Below are 16691 nucleotides of genomic sequence, written 5' to 3'. Positions count from 1 at the left end.
TTTCACAATATATTGGCATTGGACAAAAAGGAAAAGTCCAATTTCACTGCGTTCACAATACTGGCTTTTTATTTTATCTTTACCTAAATTTAAAACAATCTTTAAAAATGAAAAACACTTTATTAATCGCGGGAATTTTTATTTCTTTTGGTTTGCACGCACAAAAGTTTGAAAAAATTAAATTTAATTTTATTGATACCATTTTACCTAGTAAACCCATTGAAGATTGGGAAGGTGGTTATCAGTTAAGTTTACGATCAAATTATCCTGAAAACTCAAAACAGGCTGAAATGATGGCAAGAAGTAAGCACAATGAACTGGTTGCAAACTGGGATAATTACCTTGTGGAGCACAAAGCAAATCATGAAGTTGCTGTAAAAGAATATCAAGCCGAAACGGCAAGAAGAAAAGAAGAATATAAAATACAGATGGCAGAATTCAATAAGCTGTCGGGAATGCAAAAACTTCTTCAACAAGACAATAAACCCAAACTCGTTCTGCCTAGAAAACCGATTTATAGAACACCTACAGTTCCTAAGTATCGAAAACCGAATCTTAAAAATGTAAACTTTTTAAACCATAAATCTAAAAAAAATTCTTATCTAAAACTAAAAGGTTTGGTTCAAAAAGAACCTACGGATCAAGTGAAAATCAAGGTTTTTATTCATGATTTTGATATCACAGACATGGTTTACGCACCAAAAAAATTAAACAATACAACTACAACCGATAAGGTTTGGCAAAGAAACCACCGCTCTAGGGTAGAAGTAACTATTATGGTTGAGGGTGAAGAATTCTATAGAGGAATGGTTCCTAAAACCACAGAGTATTCCTCTACTTGGAGCAAAGACCAAAATATTGTAAAAGACGTAAAATCCATTGAAGCTAGAAATATCAATGAGTCTCTTGAACTGACAAATGATTTTATCAATGATTTGATTGGGTTTACCCCAGAAAAAAGAAAAATTAAGATTAAAATACCGATCACAAAAAAACGTGATTTTACGGAGAGCGAACAAACAATTGAAATGATTAATAGCGGTGTTGATAAACTTAAAAACACGCTTTTCCCAGAAAAACTGGATTCTGCAATTGATATTTGGTTAGAGCTTTTGGAAGAAGCCGATTTGGAAGACAAAAAATCTCGTGTAAACCGTAAAGTATTTTTTGCACTTTGTTATGGAATATATGATATTGCCAAACTCACAAAAAATGTGGAAGCCATGGAAACGGTTCTTACAAAATTGAGTAATGTAAAATACCGAACTTTCGAAATGGACAGAACTGACACTATGCGTGAAGAGTTTGATACTTTAGTAAGAAAAATGCAAGCTAATGATATGATGTAGTACCGTTTACGGCGTAAATTTACCCATTTATTTTAGCTTCTTTTGGAGTGCTATCGTAGTGGATCATCCCCCTTTCCCACTTCAAATAGCTTGTCCCGACATTTCGGGAGGGCTTTTGCATTTGGGTAAATTAACACCATAAATGGTATAGTACCACGATGGCATAAATGATATGATACCATTTATGGTGTTTTGCTATAATCACTAACTATCTGATTACAAAAAATCCCCAACAATCAACCTTTGATTTGTTGGGGATTTTTTTTTAGCGAAATAGATTTTTCACCTTTCAATATAATCTGTGAGCAAATTAGGTAGTATAACATAAAACCTAATCCCAGAGAATAATAAAGAACATTAGATGCATCAGCATAACCATATCTAGGTTTGTAAGTACCCAAGTAGGTAGGCTCTAAATAATTCTCATTTCCTTTATTAGTGTTATTATCGTCTCTTCAAAAAAACTGATCTCAGAAATTATGAATAGCTTTTGTTATCGAAATTAACTATTTAACCATAATGATTAAACAGTGGTTTGCTAAAATAATGAAATAATGCCGATACAATACTCTTTTGTTCACATATTTTACTATGGTAACAAAATTAGCGGTGGATCTGCATGATACTCTAAAAATATATTACTTAAAAGTATAACTGATTCCTATAGAAAGTCTGAAAAAATTAAAATTTGAAGATGTTCTGTTTTCTTTTAGAACCCAATGAATCTGTTTAAATTTATTGTACTTAAAGTCCTGATCAATGCGTTGCCCATATCCTTCTGCTCTAGTAACTAAAAAAGACCAATCATTTTCCATAGATAGAAAAGATCGAAAAGATTTATTTAATTGATAAAAGCAAGTGAATCTGTAAATTATTTGAAATTTATGAAACTGAGGGCTATCAGGAAACTCTTCAGTAATTCTTTGAATATATTCGATATTCTTATCCTTATCTAAATATATTTCTGTTTGCTCATTTTTTTGGATGTGTTCAAAACGATAGGCGATACCCAAGCCATGACTCATACTAAAACGTGTATTTGGCACTTCAAAACTTCTTCCTCTAAAAATTTTAAAACCAAAATTATGATGTAAACCTCTTGATAAATAACTCCTTGTCTGTCCCAATTCATGGATTCTCATTATTCTTTGGTTTCGACCAAAGAAGTGTATTAGATTGAAAGACCAATACTTTTTGTTCTTATACCGTCTTATTTCATAAAACATTTCACTAGACAAATATTTTTCATTAACTAAAATCGTATTTTCTAATTCATTTTTCTCTGAAGTATAAGATAGAACTCCTAAAGACGTATTTAGCTCATATTTTTGTGCTTGTATCTGAAAAGAATACAACAAAACAATTATATATAGAACTCTTTTCATTTAATATGATATTCTAAATGAATTCCCATTCTGTACGGAATAAATGTCCATGTGGTAGTATAAGTATTAGGATAGTTTTTTGAGAATTGTTGAATATTTTTCAAATAAAAAGTCTCCATGATATCTACATTTGATTCATAAATACCCTCTAAATAAGAATCTAGATGTAAGCCCAATCGGAACTTATTGAGTCGATAACTCACTCTTATATTTAGTCCTGTTCTTACTCCCAGTTGATTTACTGTCCCCACCGCTCTACTGAAATCAAACAATTCTTCGGTTTTATCTATATATTCACTCAAAAACACAGAATTGGGTTGCAATAATAAGCTTAGATTAAATCCATAGTCCAGAATAATACTAGGGGTGATTTTGTGCTCTTTGCTTCTTATATAATTCAAACCATGTCTTAAAAAACGACGACTGCTTACTCGCTGAGCTCTTAAGACGCCTTGCTGGATTGTTGTATGATTACTCTTAAGGTCTTCATAATAAAACTCCCATAGGAGGGTATGGTTTATTTGTCTTTTCCTAAAAGAAAGCCCTAAACTAAAATGGGTTCTCACTCCATCATTATGGTCTCGATAAGTTAAGTCGTTTTCAGGAGTCCACTTTTCTTTTTCATAATCCGTGATTCCGTAATCAAAAAACTGAAAATGTATATTCTGAGCCTGAAGATCAAGACTCAGAATAATAACTAGTAAAATAAATAAAGGTTTTATAATTTTAAAAATTTAATGGTTTTATAGACTATATCCATAACACTTTTAATATTTAGTGTTCGAATTAAAATTTGATATCAAAACTTATTATAATTCTGATTTTCAACAATAAACAGCTCAAAAATTATACTAGCCGCAATAAATCTAGAAATTATTTGATAAAAACACAATATGTATCGACTAAACCACAAACTATTGGGTTTTTATCATAAACACAACGCTCCAAAACAAATAATACCGCTTACGTTGTTAATTTACTCATTGGTATAATATAATGCCGTTACATTATTAAAAGCCAGTTATGAACGCAGTGAAGTAAGTAGGTAATTTTAACACGTAAACGGTACAACAAAAAAATCCTCATCAGAATGACATTCTGATGAGGATTAGTTTTATACTTATCAACAATTGTTGATAACTAGTGTTTAGACTTTTTAAAACCCTCTAAACCACACTCTAAGAATTGTTTATATTCTTCCACATCGGGTGTATAACCCACAGGGGATGTTAATAACTTTTCATCAGGTGAGATAAGACAATACCATGGTTGAGAGTTGTTTCCATAAGATTCAGTTTGAAGTGTACTCCATTTATCTCCTATTGTTTTGATGTTTTTAACAGCTCCACTTTTCATTTTATAAACCATTTGTTCGTCCTTAGGTAGCTCTACTTTGTCATCAACATAAAGAGATATCAGAACATAATCTTGAGCTATTAAATCTTTAATTCCATTTTCTGGCCATACATTATCTTCCATTTTTCTACAATTAACACATGCATGTCCCGTAAAATCGATCAAGACAGGTTTATTTACCTGCTTAGCGTAAGCCAACCCTTCTTCATAATCATGAAAACAGTTTAACCCTTGAGGACAATGTTTTGGATAAAAGATACTATATCCTGGAGATGGTGCCAAACCACTCATTAAACTTTTTGGAATATACGTTTCTGTTTGCTCACTTACTCTAAATCCTGTAACAAGATATGCAGCGAAAAGGAAAAATGACGCCCCGATAATCCAACGAGTTGGTGTAATCTTTTTCAAAGGAGAATCATGTGGAAATTTTATCCAACCGAATAGATAAACAGCTGCACCTAAAGCACACAATATCCAAATTGCGTAGAAAACCTCGTATTTTACTAAGCCCCAATGCTGAACCAAATCTGCGTTTGATAAAAATTTAAATGCTAAAGCTACTTCGGCAAAACCTAGAATTACCTTTACTGAGTTTAGCCATCCTCCAGATGAAGGCAATGAATTTAACATACCTGGAAACATTGCAAATAGAGCAAAAGGTAAAGCAAGAGCCAAACCGAATCCACCCATTCCTGCCGTTAACAACATTGCTCCACCATCACTTGATAAAGAACCCGCTAATAAGGATCCTAATATCGGACCTGTACATGAAAATGATACTATTGCCAAGGTCAATGCCATAAAGAAGATTCCTATCAGCCCTCCAGAATTAGAAGCAGTGTCTGCTTTATTCGCTAAACTTGACGGCATAGTAATTTCAAAATACCCAAAGAAAGATATTGCAAAGACAATAAATACAACAAAGAAAATCACATTGAGTGTTACGCTCGTTGATATTTGGTTAAGAATATCTGGTGAGATATTATCTAAAACATGGAAAGGAATACTCAGGATTAAGTAAATAGCAAATATGAAAAAACCATATAAAAATGCATTTTTCTTTCCTTTCTTTTTATCTTTTGATCCCTTTGTGAAAAAACTAACTGTTAAAGGTATCATTGGAAAAACACATGGTGTTAACAATGCCAAAAGACCTCCCAAAAACCCCAAAAAGAATACTCCAAAAAAACCTTTACCTTTTGTTTCTTCAGCTTTTACGGTACACTCAATTACTGGTTTTTTTAAATCAATACTCTCAACAACAAATGGATTCTTCTCCCCTTCTTTAAATTCAATTCCACCTACTAGTTCTTTTAATGTAAGTTTCTCTGTTTTTGGGTTAAAGATAAAATCTACATATTCTGGTGGAAGACATTGTTTGTCATCACAAACCATAAAATAGATATATCCTTTTACGAGGCTATCAGGGTTGATTATCTTAATTTTCTGCTCAAATTTTGCATCATGCTCAAAGAAGCGTAATTCCATTTCAAAATTTGGATCATACTCTTTTTTGAGTGTTCCAGATTCTTTTAAAGAACCTACAGTTTCCACAGTCCCTTGAGATTCAATAGCAATTTCTGTAGGAATAGGTCCTTCTGCTCCACCCAAATCTGATGAATATAGATGCCAATGATCTTTAATTTCGGCATTGATAATTAAATTATATTCGCCTTCACCTGTTTTTTGGCTGTCAAAAGTCCAATCCACTACTTTTCCCACTTGTGCAAAGGATACCCAAGTAGTGAGCAGTACTAATAGCGTAAGGATTCTTTTCATAGAATAATGTTTTAATGGTTTTATTTCCTTCGGAAAATAATTGGTTAAGATATATGTTCTTTTTAGTCTTTCGAAATTTTTAGTTCCAAAATTTCACCTTCTTTCAAATTTGCTAAAGCTCGTTTGTCTTTTCGGTAACCTATCACCCAAAGAATTTTCTCTTGATCACAGAGTAACCAAGTAGCATCTTTTTGTGGAATATCCATTTGCAAAGAGTTTAAAAAATCTTTCAATTTCTTTTTCCCATGAAACTTTTCAGGGTAAAAATAATCTCCTGATTTTCTTTTTCTTATTTCCAATGGAAATACCAGTTTCGTTTTATCCAAACGAATACTCAAGTCTTCGACCAAAATACGACTTTCTATAGGAAGTTGAAATTCGTTTTCCGTGGCTTTTAACTCGTTTTCACAAATGGTAAAACTGTTTTTTTCTGTTATCGATAAATTTTTTAGATAGTATTTTTGCCTTCCAACAATGAGCTCAAAACTTGTTGATAACAGTTTTTTCCCGGTTTCTAAAAAGGGCAGTTTTTCTAAACTATGCTGATCTTTAAAACCAAATTGAAAGAAAAAATTGCTTAAAATGAGTTTATTTTGTCCTATTGTTCTTTTTTCGATACTAAAACCAAAGGGCTCTTTTGCTAAAAAACGATGATTCCATTCTTCTTGTTGCAATTCCAAAAGGGCTTTCTTTTGAGCTATATCTTCAAGTGATTCTTTAAAACGGATTTCTAGATTGGGAAAAATTTCCTTGAATATTGGAATCGCAAGGTTTCTTATTTTGTTTCTAGAATAATCATTCTTGGCATTAGAAAGATCTTCGCTAAAAGCAAGTTTTTTGTCCTGAGCAAACTGTTGTATTTCTTCTTTGGAAAAAGTCAATAAGGGCCTAAAAATGTCTGCCTTTACTCTATTTGAAATTCCATCCAATGCAGAAAAACCATTTCCTCTTGCCAATCTAAACAATACCGTTTCAATTTGGTCATTGAGGTGGTGTGCTGTTAATATCGCACCATTTTTACTGGTAAACTCTTGAAACCACTGATATCTAATCTCTCTAGCAATTTCTTGGATTCCTCCCCCTTCTTGTTTTTTAATAGCCTGCGTATCTACTTTTTTTGAGTGAAAAACAATATTATTTGCTACACAAAGTTGGCTCACAAAATTTTCATCGGAATCGGAATCGTCCCCTCTTAACTGGTAATTTACATGAAGTACTTCAAAGGAAATATGATGCTCTTTCAACAAATAAAATAAAACCACCGAATCCACTCCCCCGCTACAAGCAAGATAAATTTGCTTGCCCTGGAGATATGGCAGGATTTCGTTTTGCCAATATTTTTGGAATTTCGTTTTCATAAGTGGTGAAGCTAAGATAATCAATTAAAATTGTATCAATTTGTCAATTCCAGTGTTTTTTCACCAATAAGCCCCCTTTGAAGGGGGAAGGGGGATGTTACACAGAGTGTATAAACAAAATAAAACTTCTTAGTCGATTTCTCAAAAAGTTGCAACATTCCCCTTCCCCTCCCGAAAACCGGGACAAGCTCTTCAAAGTGGGCTTGAATTGTGATTGCCATGGGTAATATTCCCAATAAGCCCCCTTTGAAGAGCTTGATTTGTGGTTGCCATAGGGAAATGTTCTCGATACAATTTCTTTTCCGTTTCTCTACAAAGAAATCACTCGAACTGACATACTCGATACAAGTTCTTTTCCGTTTCTCTACAAAGAAATCACTCGAACTGACATACTTTTTTCTACAAAGAAATCACTCGAACTGACAGGTAGACAGAAATATTATTCGTGAATAAGACGTTCCCACGTCATTGTTTCTCTCTCTCGGAGGTCACGGATATAGTATTTTTTTTGATACACTTGGTTAGCGATTTTCTCTTTATAATCTGGTCTAAAAGGTTTTCGGTCTCCATAAAAATCAATTTGAGTTATTTTCATATTGATTTGATACTTTCCGTTTTCTAAAAAGTCTTTTAAGGTTATTCTATCATCTTCCGCCAATGGATGACGTTTCGTGGAAGTGGAGAAAAGTCGTTTTACCTTACCTGTTTTTTCTTTCTCTTTAAACTTTACGGCTAAACTTTTTTCTGATCGTAATATTTTCTTTGTTGATGTTTCTATGAGCTCATAATCTATGAGCAGGTGTTTGATATTTTTAAATTCTCTACTTCTATTTTTGTATTCCAAATTAATTATTTGATAATGCGTAGTGTCATTGGAATTTAGCATTGGGTGGTGTTCAAAAGTAAAATAGGATTTTTTAAGTTCAATGCGTTTTAATTCCTTACTCCAGCCATTGGCTAGTTTAACAGAGTCTTCTTTGGCTGTTTCAATGATTCTATCGGCTCTTGCTATTTTAGCCTTTATTTCTTCTATTTTTTTAGCCTTATTTTTCAGGAATAGTTCTTCGGCTGTTTGCATGATTTCTTCAGGCGTTTTTCCCACAAAAAAAATCGAGGTTCTTAAATTTTCTATTTCATCTAATCTAAATCCATTTCTCAAACCATATACTTTATGGGAATCGACTTTTTCATAAGCATATCCAAGTAAAAATATACTTTTGCCAAACTCTTTTTGTTTTCTGTCAGGAAGTTCTTCAAGTAATTTCATCATATTTTTGTGAACTTCTTCGTCTGTATTTCCTTGAATCTTTTCCTGAGCTTGAAGTGTGGATATCAAAAAAGAAAATAATAAAAAGAGTAGATATTTTTTCATGATCATTTTTAAGTTTAAAGTAAAAAAAACACCATTCAAAGGAATTACCTTTGAATGGTGATATATATTATAAAATGGATTATTGCTTAACGATTTTCCATCATTTCTTTCATCAAACGAGTTGATGTAGATCCTGGTCTTTCGATTGGCGATCCTGTTGCACGATCCCAAATAAGATTGGTAAGTACACCAAGAGCTCTTGAAACACCGAATAATACTGTGTAGAAATCATATTCTACCAATCCGTATTTCATTAATAGAACTCCAGAGTGAGCATCTACATTTGGCCAAGGGTTTTTCACTTTCCCTGTTGCTTCTAAGATTGGAGGAACTACCTCATAAACTTTAGATACAATTTGGAAAAGTTCATTATCTGGCATGTGTTTCAATGCAAACTCTCTTTGTGCAGTATATCTTGGGTCTGTTTTTCTAAGAACTGCATGACCGAATCCTGGAATTACTTTTCCGTCTGCCAATGTTTTCTTACAGTAAGCGGCAATTTGCTCTTTGGTTGGCTGTCCTCCACCCAATTCTGCTTTCATATTCAGTAACCAACGTACAACTTCTTGATTTGCTAAACCATGAAGTGGTCCTGCTAATCCGTTCATACCTGCGGCAAATGAAAGATATACATCAGAAAGTGCTGATCCTACAAGATGCGTAGCATGTGCAGAAACATTTCCTCCTTCGTGGTCAGAGTGAATGGTCATATAAAGACGCATTAGCTCACGAAATTCTTCATTTTCGAATCCAAGCATGTGCGCAAAGTTACCTGCCCAATCAAGACTTGTATTTGGCTCAATATGATCTCCGTTGTGGTACGTTCTTCTATAAATATAGGCTGCTACTCTTGGTAAACGTGCAATTAAGTTCATTGCATCTTCATAAGTAGGATCCCAATATTCTTTTTTGTTAATTCCGTCACGGTAAGCCTTAGAAAACTCAGACTCTGTTCTCAAAGCCATAATGGCTGCCGAGAATTGTGTCATTGGATGTGTATGCTCTGGTAAAGCATCAATTACCTTAAACACATGTGGTGGAACAACAGCTCTTCGTACCCATTGGTTAGACAAACGTCTTACATCATCTTCTGTTGGTAGTTCTCCCATCAACATTAGATAAAAAATACCTTCTGGTAAAGGTTCATTTCCTCCTGGGTAAGAAGGTAATTTTTCTTGTAATTCAGGAATTGAGTATCCTCTAAAACGGATTCCTTCTTCTGGATCTAGTTTAGATGTTTCACAAATCATGCTCAACATTCCTCTCATTCCTCCATAAACTTGACGAACTTTGATGTCTCCAACAACTTCATCACCATATTTTGTGAGAATCTCTCTTCTCTCTTGAATCGCAGGTCCTATTTTGGCTGCGAATTGATCTTTAATCTTGTTCATAACCTCGAAATTACGGCTATTTATAAAAATTTCATATATTTTTTACCAAAAACTGCAGTATTTCCTAAAGCTTCTTCTATTCTAAGTAACTGATTATACTTAGCCATTCTATCAGAACGTGAGGCAGAACCTGTTTTTATCTGTCCACAATTTAATGCTACAGCTAAATCTGCAATAGTAGAATCTTCAGTTTCTCCAGATCTATGAGACATAACAGAAGTATAGTTATTTCTATGTGCTAACTCTACAGCTTCCATAGTTTCTGTAAGTGTTCCTATTTGGTTTACTTTTACTAAAATAGAATTGGCAATATTCTCTTCTATTCCTCTTGCAAGTCTCGTAGAGTTTGTTACAAATAAATCATCACCTACTAATTGTACTTTGTCTCCAAGGATTTTCGTAAGCTCTGCCCAACCTGCCCAGTCATTTTCATCAAGAGCATCTTCTATTGAAAGGATTGGGTATTTTTTACACCAGTCGGCATATAAAGAAATCATATCATTGGCTGATAATTTATCTCCAGTTGAATGCGTCAAATGATAGATATTTTCGTCCTTCTTGAAAAATTCTGATGAAGCTACATCCAGTGCAAATCCGATGTCTTCACCTGGACGGTAACCTGCTTTTTCTATCGCTTGAAGAACTACTTCCATTGCGTGTTCGTTTGACGATAAGTTTGGAGCAAATCCACCTTCATCTCCTACATTTGTAGCATAACCACCTTTTTTAAGTACTGCTTTTAGATGGTGAAATACTTCAGTACCCATTCTTAGGCTGTCCGCAAAGCTTGTTGCACCAGTAGGCATAATCATAAACTCTTGGAAGTCGATTGAGTTATCTGCATGGCTTCCTCCATTTAGGATATTCATCATTGGAACAGGCAATACTCTCGCATTCACTCCTCCTATGTAGTTATAAAGCATCTGGTTTGTTTCCATAGCTGCTGCTCTAGCTGTTGCCATAGAAACTGCTAGTGTTGCATTAGCTCCAAGTACCGCTTTGTTTGGTGTTCCATCTAATTCTAGCATGGTTTGATCCACACCAACTTGATCTTCTATATCCATTCCCAAAACGGCATCGGCTATTTTGTCATTTACATTGGCAACAGCTTGAAGAACCCCTTTTCCTAAAAAACGATTCTGATCTCCATCTCTAAGTTCTACTGCTTCGTGTTCTCCTGTAGAGGCTCCACTAGGTACAGCAGCACGTCCAAAAGCACCTGAATCAGTAAGGATATCAACTTCAACTGTTGGATTACCTCTTGAATCTAATATTTCTCTTGCGTGTATGTCAGTAATAATTCCCATGACTATTTTGCTTGTTTTATATTGTTGATAAATTGGTCAAAAAGATATCTAGAATCATGTGGTCCAGGATTCGATTCTGGGTGATATTGAACTGAAAAAGCATTTTTATCTGTTCTTCTAATCCCTTCTACAGAGTTATCATTTAGGTTTTTGTGGGTAAGTATTACAGATTGGCAAGCATCAAGGCTTTTATCATCTACTGCAAAACCATGATTTTGAGAAGTTACTTCGGCTTTTCCTGATTCTAAGTTTAGTACACCATGGTTGATTCCTCTATGTCCATTGTGCATTTTATAAGTGGTTAATCCGCTGGCTAGCGCCAAAAGTTGGTGTCCTAGACAGATCCCAAAAAGTGGTTTTTCAAGATCAACTAGCTGTTTTACAACTTCAATTTCCTCGGTCATCGCTCCTGGATCTCCAGGTCCATTAGAAAGGAAAATACCATTAGGATTAAAGTCTTTTACCTCATCAATTTTTGTATTGTAAGGGAACACTTTTAGGAAAGCTCCTCTATCTGCCAGACAGTTAAGGATATTTTTCTTTACCCCGTAATCCATCACGGCAATACGAATATCAGAGTTTTCGTCTCCCAGTGTATAAGTTTCTTTGGTAGATACTTTTGGAGCAAGAGAAAGCCCTTCCATTGAAGGATATTCTTTTACTTTGGCAAGAAGTTCTTCTACCGATAAGTTTTCGTCACTTGAAATTACGACATTCATCGCACCTTGATCTCTCACGTAACTAACAAGAGCTCTAGTATCTACATCTGTAACGGCAACTATTTGATGTTTTTCGAAATAGTCTTGAAGGCTATCTTCTGATCTTGGGCGAGAAAATGTAGTTTGAAAATCTCTACAGATAAGCCCAGTAATATGTACTTCATCAGATTCTACTTCGGCATCATGCACACCGTAGTTTCCGATATGTACGTTGGTCAATACCATTAATTGTCCATGGTAAGAAGGATCTGTAAATACTTCTTGATACCCTGTCATTCCAGTATTATAACAAATTTCTCCGAAAGCTGTTCCGATGTGTCCGGCAGCTTTTCCATAAAAAACAGTCCCATCCTCTAGGACGATTTTTGCATCTTTTTTTGGTTGGTATTTCATGTTGTATAGTCTCTTTCAGTACAAAGTAAAAAAAAAGGATAAAGCTAAGAACTTTATCCTTTTAAAATTTAGCTTATATATTGCAAAAATATATTAAGCATCTTTTTCTTCTGTTGATTCATCAGCTGAAGTTTCCTCCGCTTTTGTTTCTTCAACTGCTTCTACAGGAGCTTCTGTTGTTGCAGTGTTGTCTTTTTTACTTCTTCTAGAACGGCGAGTTTTCTTTTCCTCTTTTTCAGTTCCTGAAGTGTAAATTTCGTTGAAGTCAACCAGTTCAACCATACACATCTCGGCTCCATCTCCTTGTCTGAAACCAGTTTTGATGATTCTTGTGTATCCTCCTGGTCTGTCAGCAACTTTGTTTACTACTTCTCCAAAAAGTGCTTTCATTACCTCTTTTTGTTTAAGGTAACTGAATACTATTCTTCTTGAGTGAGTGGTATCCGTTTTTGCTTTTGTAATCAAAGGCTCAACATATTTTCTAAGTTCTTTTGCCTTGGCTACTGTCGTATTGATACGCTTGTGAAGAATCAGTGATCCAGCCATATTGGAAAGCATTGCTTTTCTATGAGCTGCTGTTCTTCCTAAGTGGTTATTTTTTTTACCGTGTCTCATAACCTTATTCCTTGTCTAGTTTATACTTGGCTACGTCCATACCAAACTCAAGTCCTTTTGATTCTACAAATTGATCAAGTTCTGCTAGTGATTTCTTTCCGAAATTTCTAAATTTCATCAAGTCTGATTTAGCATATTGAACAAGATCACCCAAAGTTTCTACTTCGGCAGCTTTCAAACAGTTCAATGCTCTTACTGAAAGATCAAGGTCAACTAAACGTGATTTCAATAATTGTCTCATGTGTAGTGATTCCTCATCGTATTCATCTGCAGAACTTGTTTCACTATCTTCTAGGGTTATTCTCTCATCAGAGAATAGCATGAAGTGGTGAATAAGAATCTTTGCAGCTTCTGTAAGGGCATCTTTTGGGTAAATAGACCCGTCTGTTTCGATCTCGAGAATTAGTTTTTCGTAGTCCGTTTTTTGTCCAACTCGAAAGTTTTCTATCGAGTATTTAACGTTCTTGATTGGTGTAAAAATAGAGTCTATTACTATAGTTCCTATTGGCATTTCTTCAAAGTCATGCTCCTCAGATGTAACAAATCCTCTACCTTTAGCAATTGTCATGGTGATATCCAATGAAACTTTTTTGTCCATTCTGCAGATTACCAAGTCTGGATTAAGAATCTGGAATCCAGAGATAAACTTTCCTAGGTCACCAGCTGTAAGTTGGTCTTTACCTGTGAAAGAAACGTGGATACTTTCTTCTTCTGCATCTTCAACAAGTTTCTTCAACCTAATTTTCTTAACATTTAAGATAATATCGGTTACATCTTCCTTTACACCATCAATAGTGCTAAACTCATGCTCTACTCCTTCTATTTTAATAGACGAGAAGGCATAACCTTCAAGTGAAGATAATAATACTCTACGAAGTGCGTTTCCGACTGTAAGTCCGTAACCTGGCTCTAGCGGACGAAACTCAAACTGACCTTTTGTATCAGTGGAGTTTACCATGAATACCTTATCAGGCTTTTGGAATTTTAAAATGGCCATATCTTAAATTTATAAGGAAATAGATTATTTTGAATACAACTCGACGATCAATTGTTCTTTGATGTTTTCTGGAATTTGAACACGCTCTGGAATAGCGATGAACTTCCCTGACATGCTTGCTACATCCCATTCGATCCATTCATAGTCAGTACGGTTTGTCAAAGATGAAGTAATCTCTTCCATTGATTTTGACTTTTCTCTTACTGCTACAACATCACCAGCTCTAAGGGTATAAGATGGTATATTTACCACCGATCCGTTTACGGTAATGTGCTTGTGTGATACAAACTGACGTGCAGCATCACGTGTTTTTGCAATTCCCATACGGAAAACTACGTTGTCAAGACGTCTTTCACAGAATTGAAGTAAAACCTCACCGGTAATACCTTTAGCTCTAGATGCTTTCTTAAACAAGTTTGAGAATTGCTTCTCAAGAATTCCGTAAGTATATTTTGCTTTTTGCTTTTCGCTCAACTGAACAGCGTATTCAGATTTTTTTCTTCTTTTAGAAGCTAATCCGTGTTGTCCTGGAGGGAAATTTCTTTTTTCAAAAGACTTATCAGCCCCAAAAATTGGTTCTCCGAATTTACGAGCTATTTTAGTTTTTGGTCCTCTATATCTTGCCATAACTTTTTCTTTTTACTGTTTAAAATAAGATTAAACTCTTCTACGTTTAGGGGCTCTACATCCGTTGTGTGGAATTGGCGTTTTGTCGATAATTTCTGTTACCGCAATTCCTAAGTTGTGTAAAGCACGGATAGCAGATTCTCTACCATTTCCTGGTCCTTTTACGTAAGCTTTCACCTTTTTTAAACCAAGTTCTAATGCTCTTTTTCCAGCATCCTCAGCTGCTAATTGTCCAGCGTAAGGTGTGTTTTTCTTCGAACCTCTGAATCCCATTTTACCAGCTGAAGACCAAGCGATAACTTGTCCTTGCTTGTTTGTAATTGAGATAATAATGTTGTTGAAAGACGAGTGGATATGCAATTCACCAACCGCTTCAACTTTTGCATTAATCTTTTTTGTTTTGTTTGACTTTGCCATAATAGATTGAAGTTAGTTGGTTTATTTAGTTGCTTTCTTTTTGTTGGCAACGGTCTTTCTTTTACCTTTACGAGTACGTGAGTTGTTTTTTGTTCTCTGTCCTCTTAATGGTAATCCTACACGGTGACGGATTCCTCGGTTACATCCGATATCCATCAATCGTTTGATGTTAAGTCTAACTTCTGAACGTAGTTCTCCTTCGATTTTATACTCAGAAACTACGTTACGAATCTTTGACAATTCTTCATCAGTCCAATCCTGTACGCGTGTGTCTTCAGAAACTTCTGCACGTGCAAGGATCTCCTTTGCTCTGTTGTTACCTACTCCAAAGATATAAGTCAAAGAGATTACTCCTCGCTTGTTTTTTGGAATGTCAACTCCTGCAATTCTAGCCATACTAGTTTGTTTAGTTTAATAAGTTAATTAACCTTGTCTTTGTTTGAATTTAGGGTTCTTTTTGTTGATTACGTACAAACGTCCCTTTCTTCTAACGATTTTGCAGTCTTCACTGCGCTTTTTAATAGATGCTCTTACTTTCATCTGTTTTGAGTTTAATTTGTTGTTTCAGATGGAATTTGCCGCTTACTCAATATTTCTATTCAGTTTTTGGCTTCATTCACAGTTTAGTATCTGTAAGTGATTCTTCCCTTTGATAAGTCATAAGGAGACATCTCGAGTTTTACTTTATCTCCTGGAAGCAATTTAATATAATGCATTCGCATTTTCCCTGAGATATGAGCAGTAAGTACGTGTCCGTTTCCTAACTCAACACGAAACATTGCGTTTGACAATGCTTCAATTATAGTTCCATCTTGTTCTATAGATGCTTGTTTAGCCATTCTTCTTTTTATTTATTGCTTGATCAATTAAGTCAAAGTTTGATAAAATCTCTGCTTGGTCTTGTCTCACTACAATAGTATGCTCAAAATGAGCTGACTTTTTATTGTCATGAGTTTTCACTGTCCAACCATCAGGATAAAACTTCACTTTTCTTGTCGCTTGGTTTATCATCGGTTCGATAGCAATTACCAGACCATTTTTGAGTTTAGGTCCTCGTCCTCTTTTTCCGTAGTTTGGTACTTGAGGGTCTTCGTGTAGTTCTTTTCCTACTCCATGACCTACCAGTTCTCTTACAACTCCATATCCGTATTGTTCTACGTGTTGTTGAATTGCATAGGAAATATCGCCAATGCGATTTCCTTCTACGGCTTGCTCAATTCCTTTATAAAGTGATTCTCTTGTGATATCCAAGAGTTTTTGGTCTTCTTGAGATATTTGCCCTACTGCATAAGTAAATGCTGAATCTCCAAAATAACCATTCATTTTTACTCCACAATCGAGTGAGAGGATGGTTCCTTCCTCAAAGGGTTTGTTATTTGGTATTCCATGTACTACTTCGTCATCTGGTGAGATGCAAAGTGTTCCTGGAAAACCTCCATACCCTTTAAAAGCAGGAATTCCTCCGTTATCACGGATGAATTCTTCTGCTATTTTATCTAATTTCATTCCGGTAACTCCAGGTTCTATCCACTGAGCTACTTCGGCATGAGTTTTTGCAACAAGCAAAGAGCTTTCTCGAATTAGATCGATTTCTTCTTCTGTTTTTAATTTAATCATACA

17 protein-coding genes are annotated in these 16691 nt (G+C 34.9%); 1 reads left to right on the top strand and 16 read right to left on the bottom strand.

Features of this window, described 5'->3' with window-relative positions:
- The first annotated feature begins 107 nt into the window (after positions 1-107).
- Positions 108-1349: a hypothetical protein gene (locus N4A45_11220; GenBank protein MCT4665794.1), complete on the top strand. Its 1242-nt coding sequence runs from the start codon at positions 108-110 to the stop codon at positions 1347-1349.
- A gap of 638 nt (positions 1350-1987) precedes the next feature.
- Here the strand turns inward: N4A45_11220 and N4A45_11215 are convergent.
- The 16 genes from N4A45_11215 to map all read right to left on the bottom strand — a co-directional run bounded on the left by N4A45_11215 (position 1988) and on the right by map (position 16688).
- A complete protein-coding gene (locus N4A45_11215) occupies positions 1988-2734 on the bottom strand; it encodes a hypothetical protein (protein MCT4665793.1) in 747 nt (248 codons plus the stop codon).
- Positions 2731-3300: a hypothetical protein gene (locus N4A45_11210; GenBank protein MCT4665792.1), complete on the bottom strand. Its 570-nt coding sequence runs from the start codon at positions 3298-3300 to the stop codon at positions 2731-2733. The genes N4A45_11215 and N4A45_11210 overlap by 4 nt, the downstream gene beginning before the upstream one ends.
- Positions 3301-3874: 574 nt before the next feature.
- The gene (locus N4A45_11205) at positions 3875-5872 is read right to left on the bottom strand and encodes a thioredoxin family protein (protein ID MCT4665791.1); all 1998 of its coding nucleotides are present in this window, start codon (positions 5870-5872) and stop codon (positions 3875-3877) included.
- A 62-nt stretch (positions 5873-5934) separates the two neighbouring features.
- A complete protein-coding gene (gene tilS / locus N4A45_11200; protein ID MCT4665790.1) occupies positions 5935-7230 on the bottom strand; it encodes a tRNA lysidine(34) synthetase TilS in 1296 nt (431 codons plus the stop codon).
- A 439-nt stretch (positions 7231-7669) separates the two neighbouring features.
- Complete coding sequence (locus N4A45_11195) at positions 7670-8602, bottom strand: hypothetical protein (protein MCT4665789.1); 933 nt, start codon at positions 8600-8602, stop codon at positions 7670-7672.
- Between the two features lie 86 nt (positions 8603-8688).
- Positions 8689-9996, bottom strand: coding sequence for a citrate (Si)-synthase, eukaryotic (locus N4A45_11190; protein MCT4665788.1), 1308 nt, complete (start codon positions 9994-9996; stop codon positions 8689-8691).
- A 20-nt stretch (positions 9997-10016) separates the two neighbouring features.
- Positions 10017-11303 (bottom strand): phosphopyruvate hydratase, encoded by a 1287-nt coding sequence (gene eno, locus N4A45_11185; protein MCT4665787.1) that lies wholly within the window; start codon positions 11301-11303, stop codon positions 10017-10019.
- Positions 11304-11305: 2 nt separating this feature from the next.
- Positions 11306-12415 carry a glutamine-hydrolyzing carbamoyl-phosphate synthase small subunit gene (carA, locus tag N4A45_11180; GenBank protein ID MCT4665786.1) on the bottom strand — a complete coding sequence of 370 codons (1110 nt, stop codon included), beginning with the start codon at positions 12413-12415 and terminating at the stop codon, positions 11306-11308.
- A gap of 93 nt (positions 12416-12508) precedes the next feature.
- Positions 12509-13030, bottom strand: coding sequence for a 50S ribosomal protein L17 (rplQ, locus tag N4A45_11175; protein MCT4665785.1), 522 nt, complete (start codon positions 13028-13030; stop codon positions 12509-12511).
- A 4-nt stretch (positions 13031-13034) separates the two neighbouring features.
- The gene (locus N4A45_11170; protein MCT4665784.1) at positions 13035-14027 is read right to left on the bottom strand and encodes a DNA-directed RNA polymerase subunit alpha; all 993 of its coding nucleotides are present in this window, start codon (positions 14025-14027) and stop codon (positions 13035-13037) included.
- 24 nt (positions 14028-14051) lie between these two features.
- Positions 14052-14654, bottom strand: a complete 603-nt coding sequence (gene rpsD, locus N4A45_11165; GenBank protein ID MCT4665783.1) for a 30S ribosomal protein S4 — start codon at positions 14652-14654, stop codon at positions 14052-14054.
- Between the two features lie 30 nt (positions 14655-14684).
- Entirely contained in the window at positions 14685-15071 is a 387-nt protein-coding gene (gene rpsK, locus N4A45_11160) for a 30S ribosomal protein S11 (GenBank protein MCT4665782.1), read from the bottom strand.
- A gap of 21 nt (positions 15072-15092) precedes the next feature.
- On the bottom strand, positions 15093-15467 hold the full coding sequence (rpsM, locus tag N4A45_11155) for a 30S ribosomal protein S13 (GenBank protein ID MCT4665781.1): 375 nt from the start codon (positions 15465-15467) through the stop codon (positions 15093-15095).
- 27 nt (positions 15468-15494) lie between these two features.
- Positions 15495-15611, bottom strand: a complete 117-nt coding sequence (gene ykgO / locus N4A45_11150) for a type B 50S ribosomal protein L36 (GenBank protein MCT4665780.1) — start codon at positions 15609-15611, stop codon at positions 15495-15497.
- Between the two features lie 83 nt (positions 15612-15694).
- A complete protein-coding gene (infA, locus tag N4A45_11145; GenBank protein ID MCT4665779.1) occupies positions 15695-15910 on the bottom strand; it encodes a translation initiation factor IF-1 in 216 nt (71 codons plus the stop codon).
- Positions 15903-16688, bottom strand: coding sequence for a type I methionyl aminopeptidase (map, locus tag N4A45_11140; GenBank protein MCT4665778.1), 786 nt, complete (start codon positions 16686-16688; stop codon positions 15903-15905). Before map ends, infA begins: the two co-directional genes overlap by 8 nt.
- Positions 16689-16691: the final 3 nt, after the last annotated feature.

This window comes from Flavobacteriales bacterium (genome assembly GCA_025210805.1).
Classification (GTDB): Bacteria; Bacteroidota; Bacteroidia; order Flavobacteriales; family CAJXXR01; genus JAOAQX01.
The sequence above is the reverse complement of the archived record's forward strand: the minus strand, read 5'-3'. Positions and strand labels throughout refer to the sequence as shown.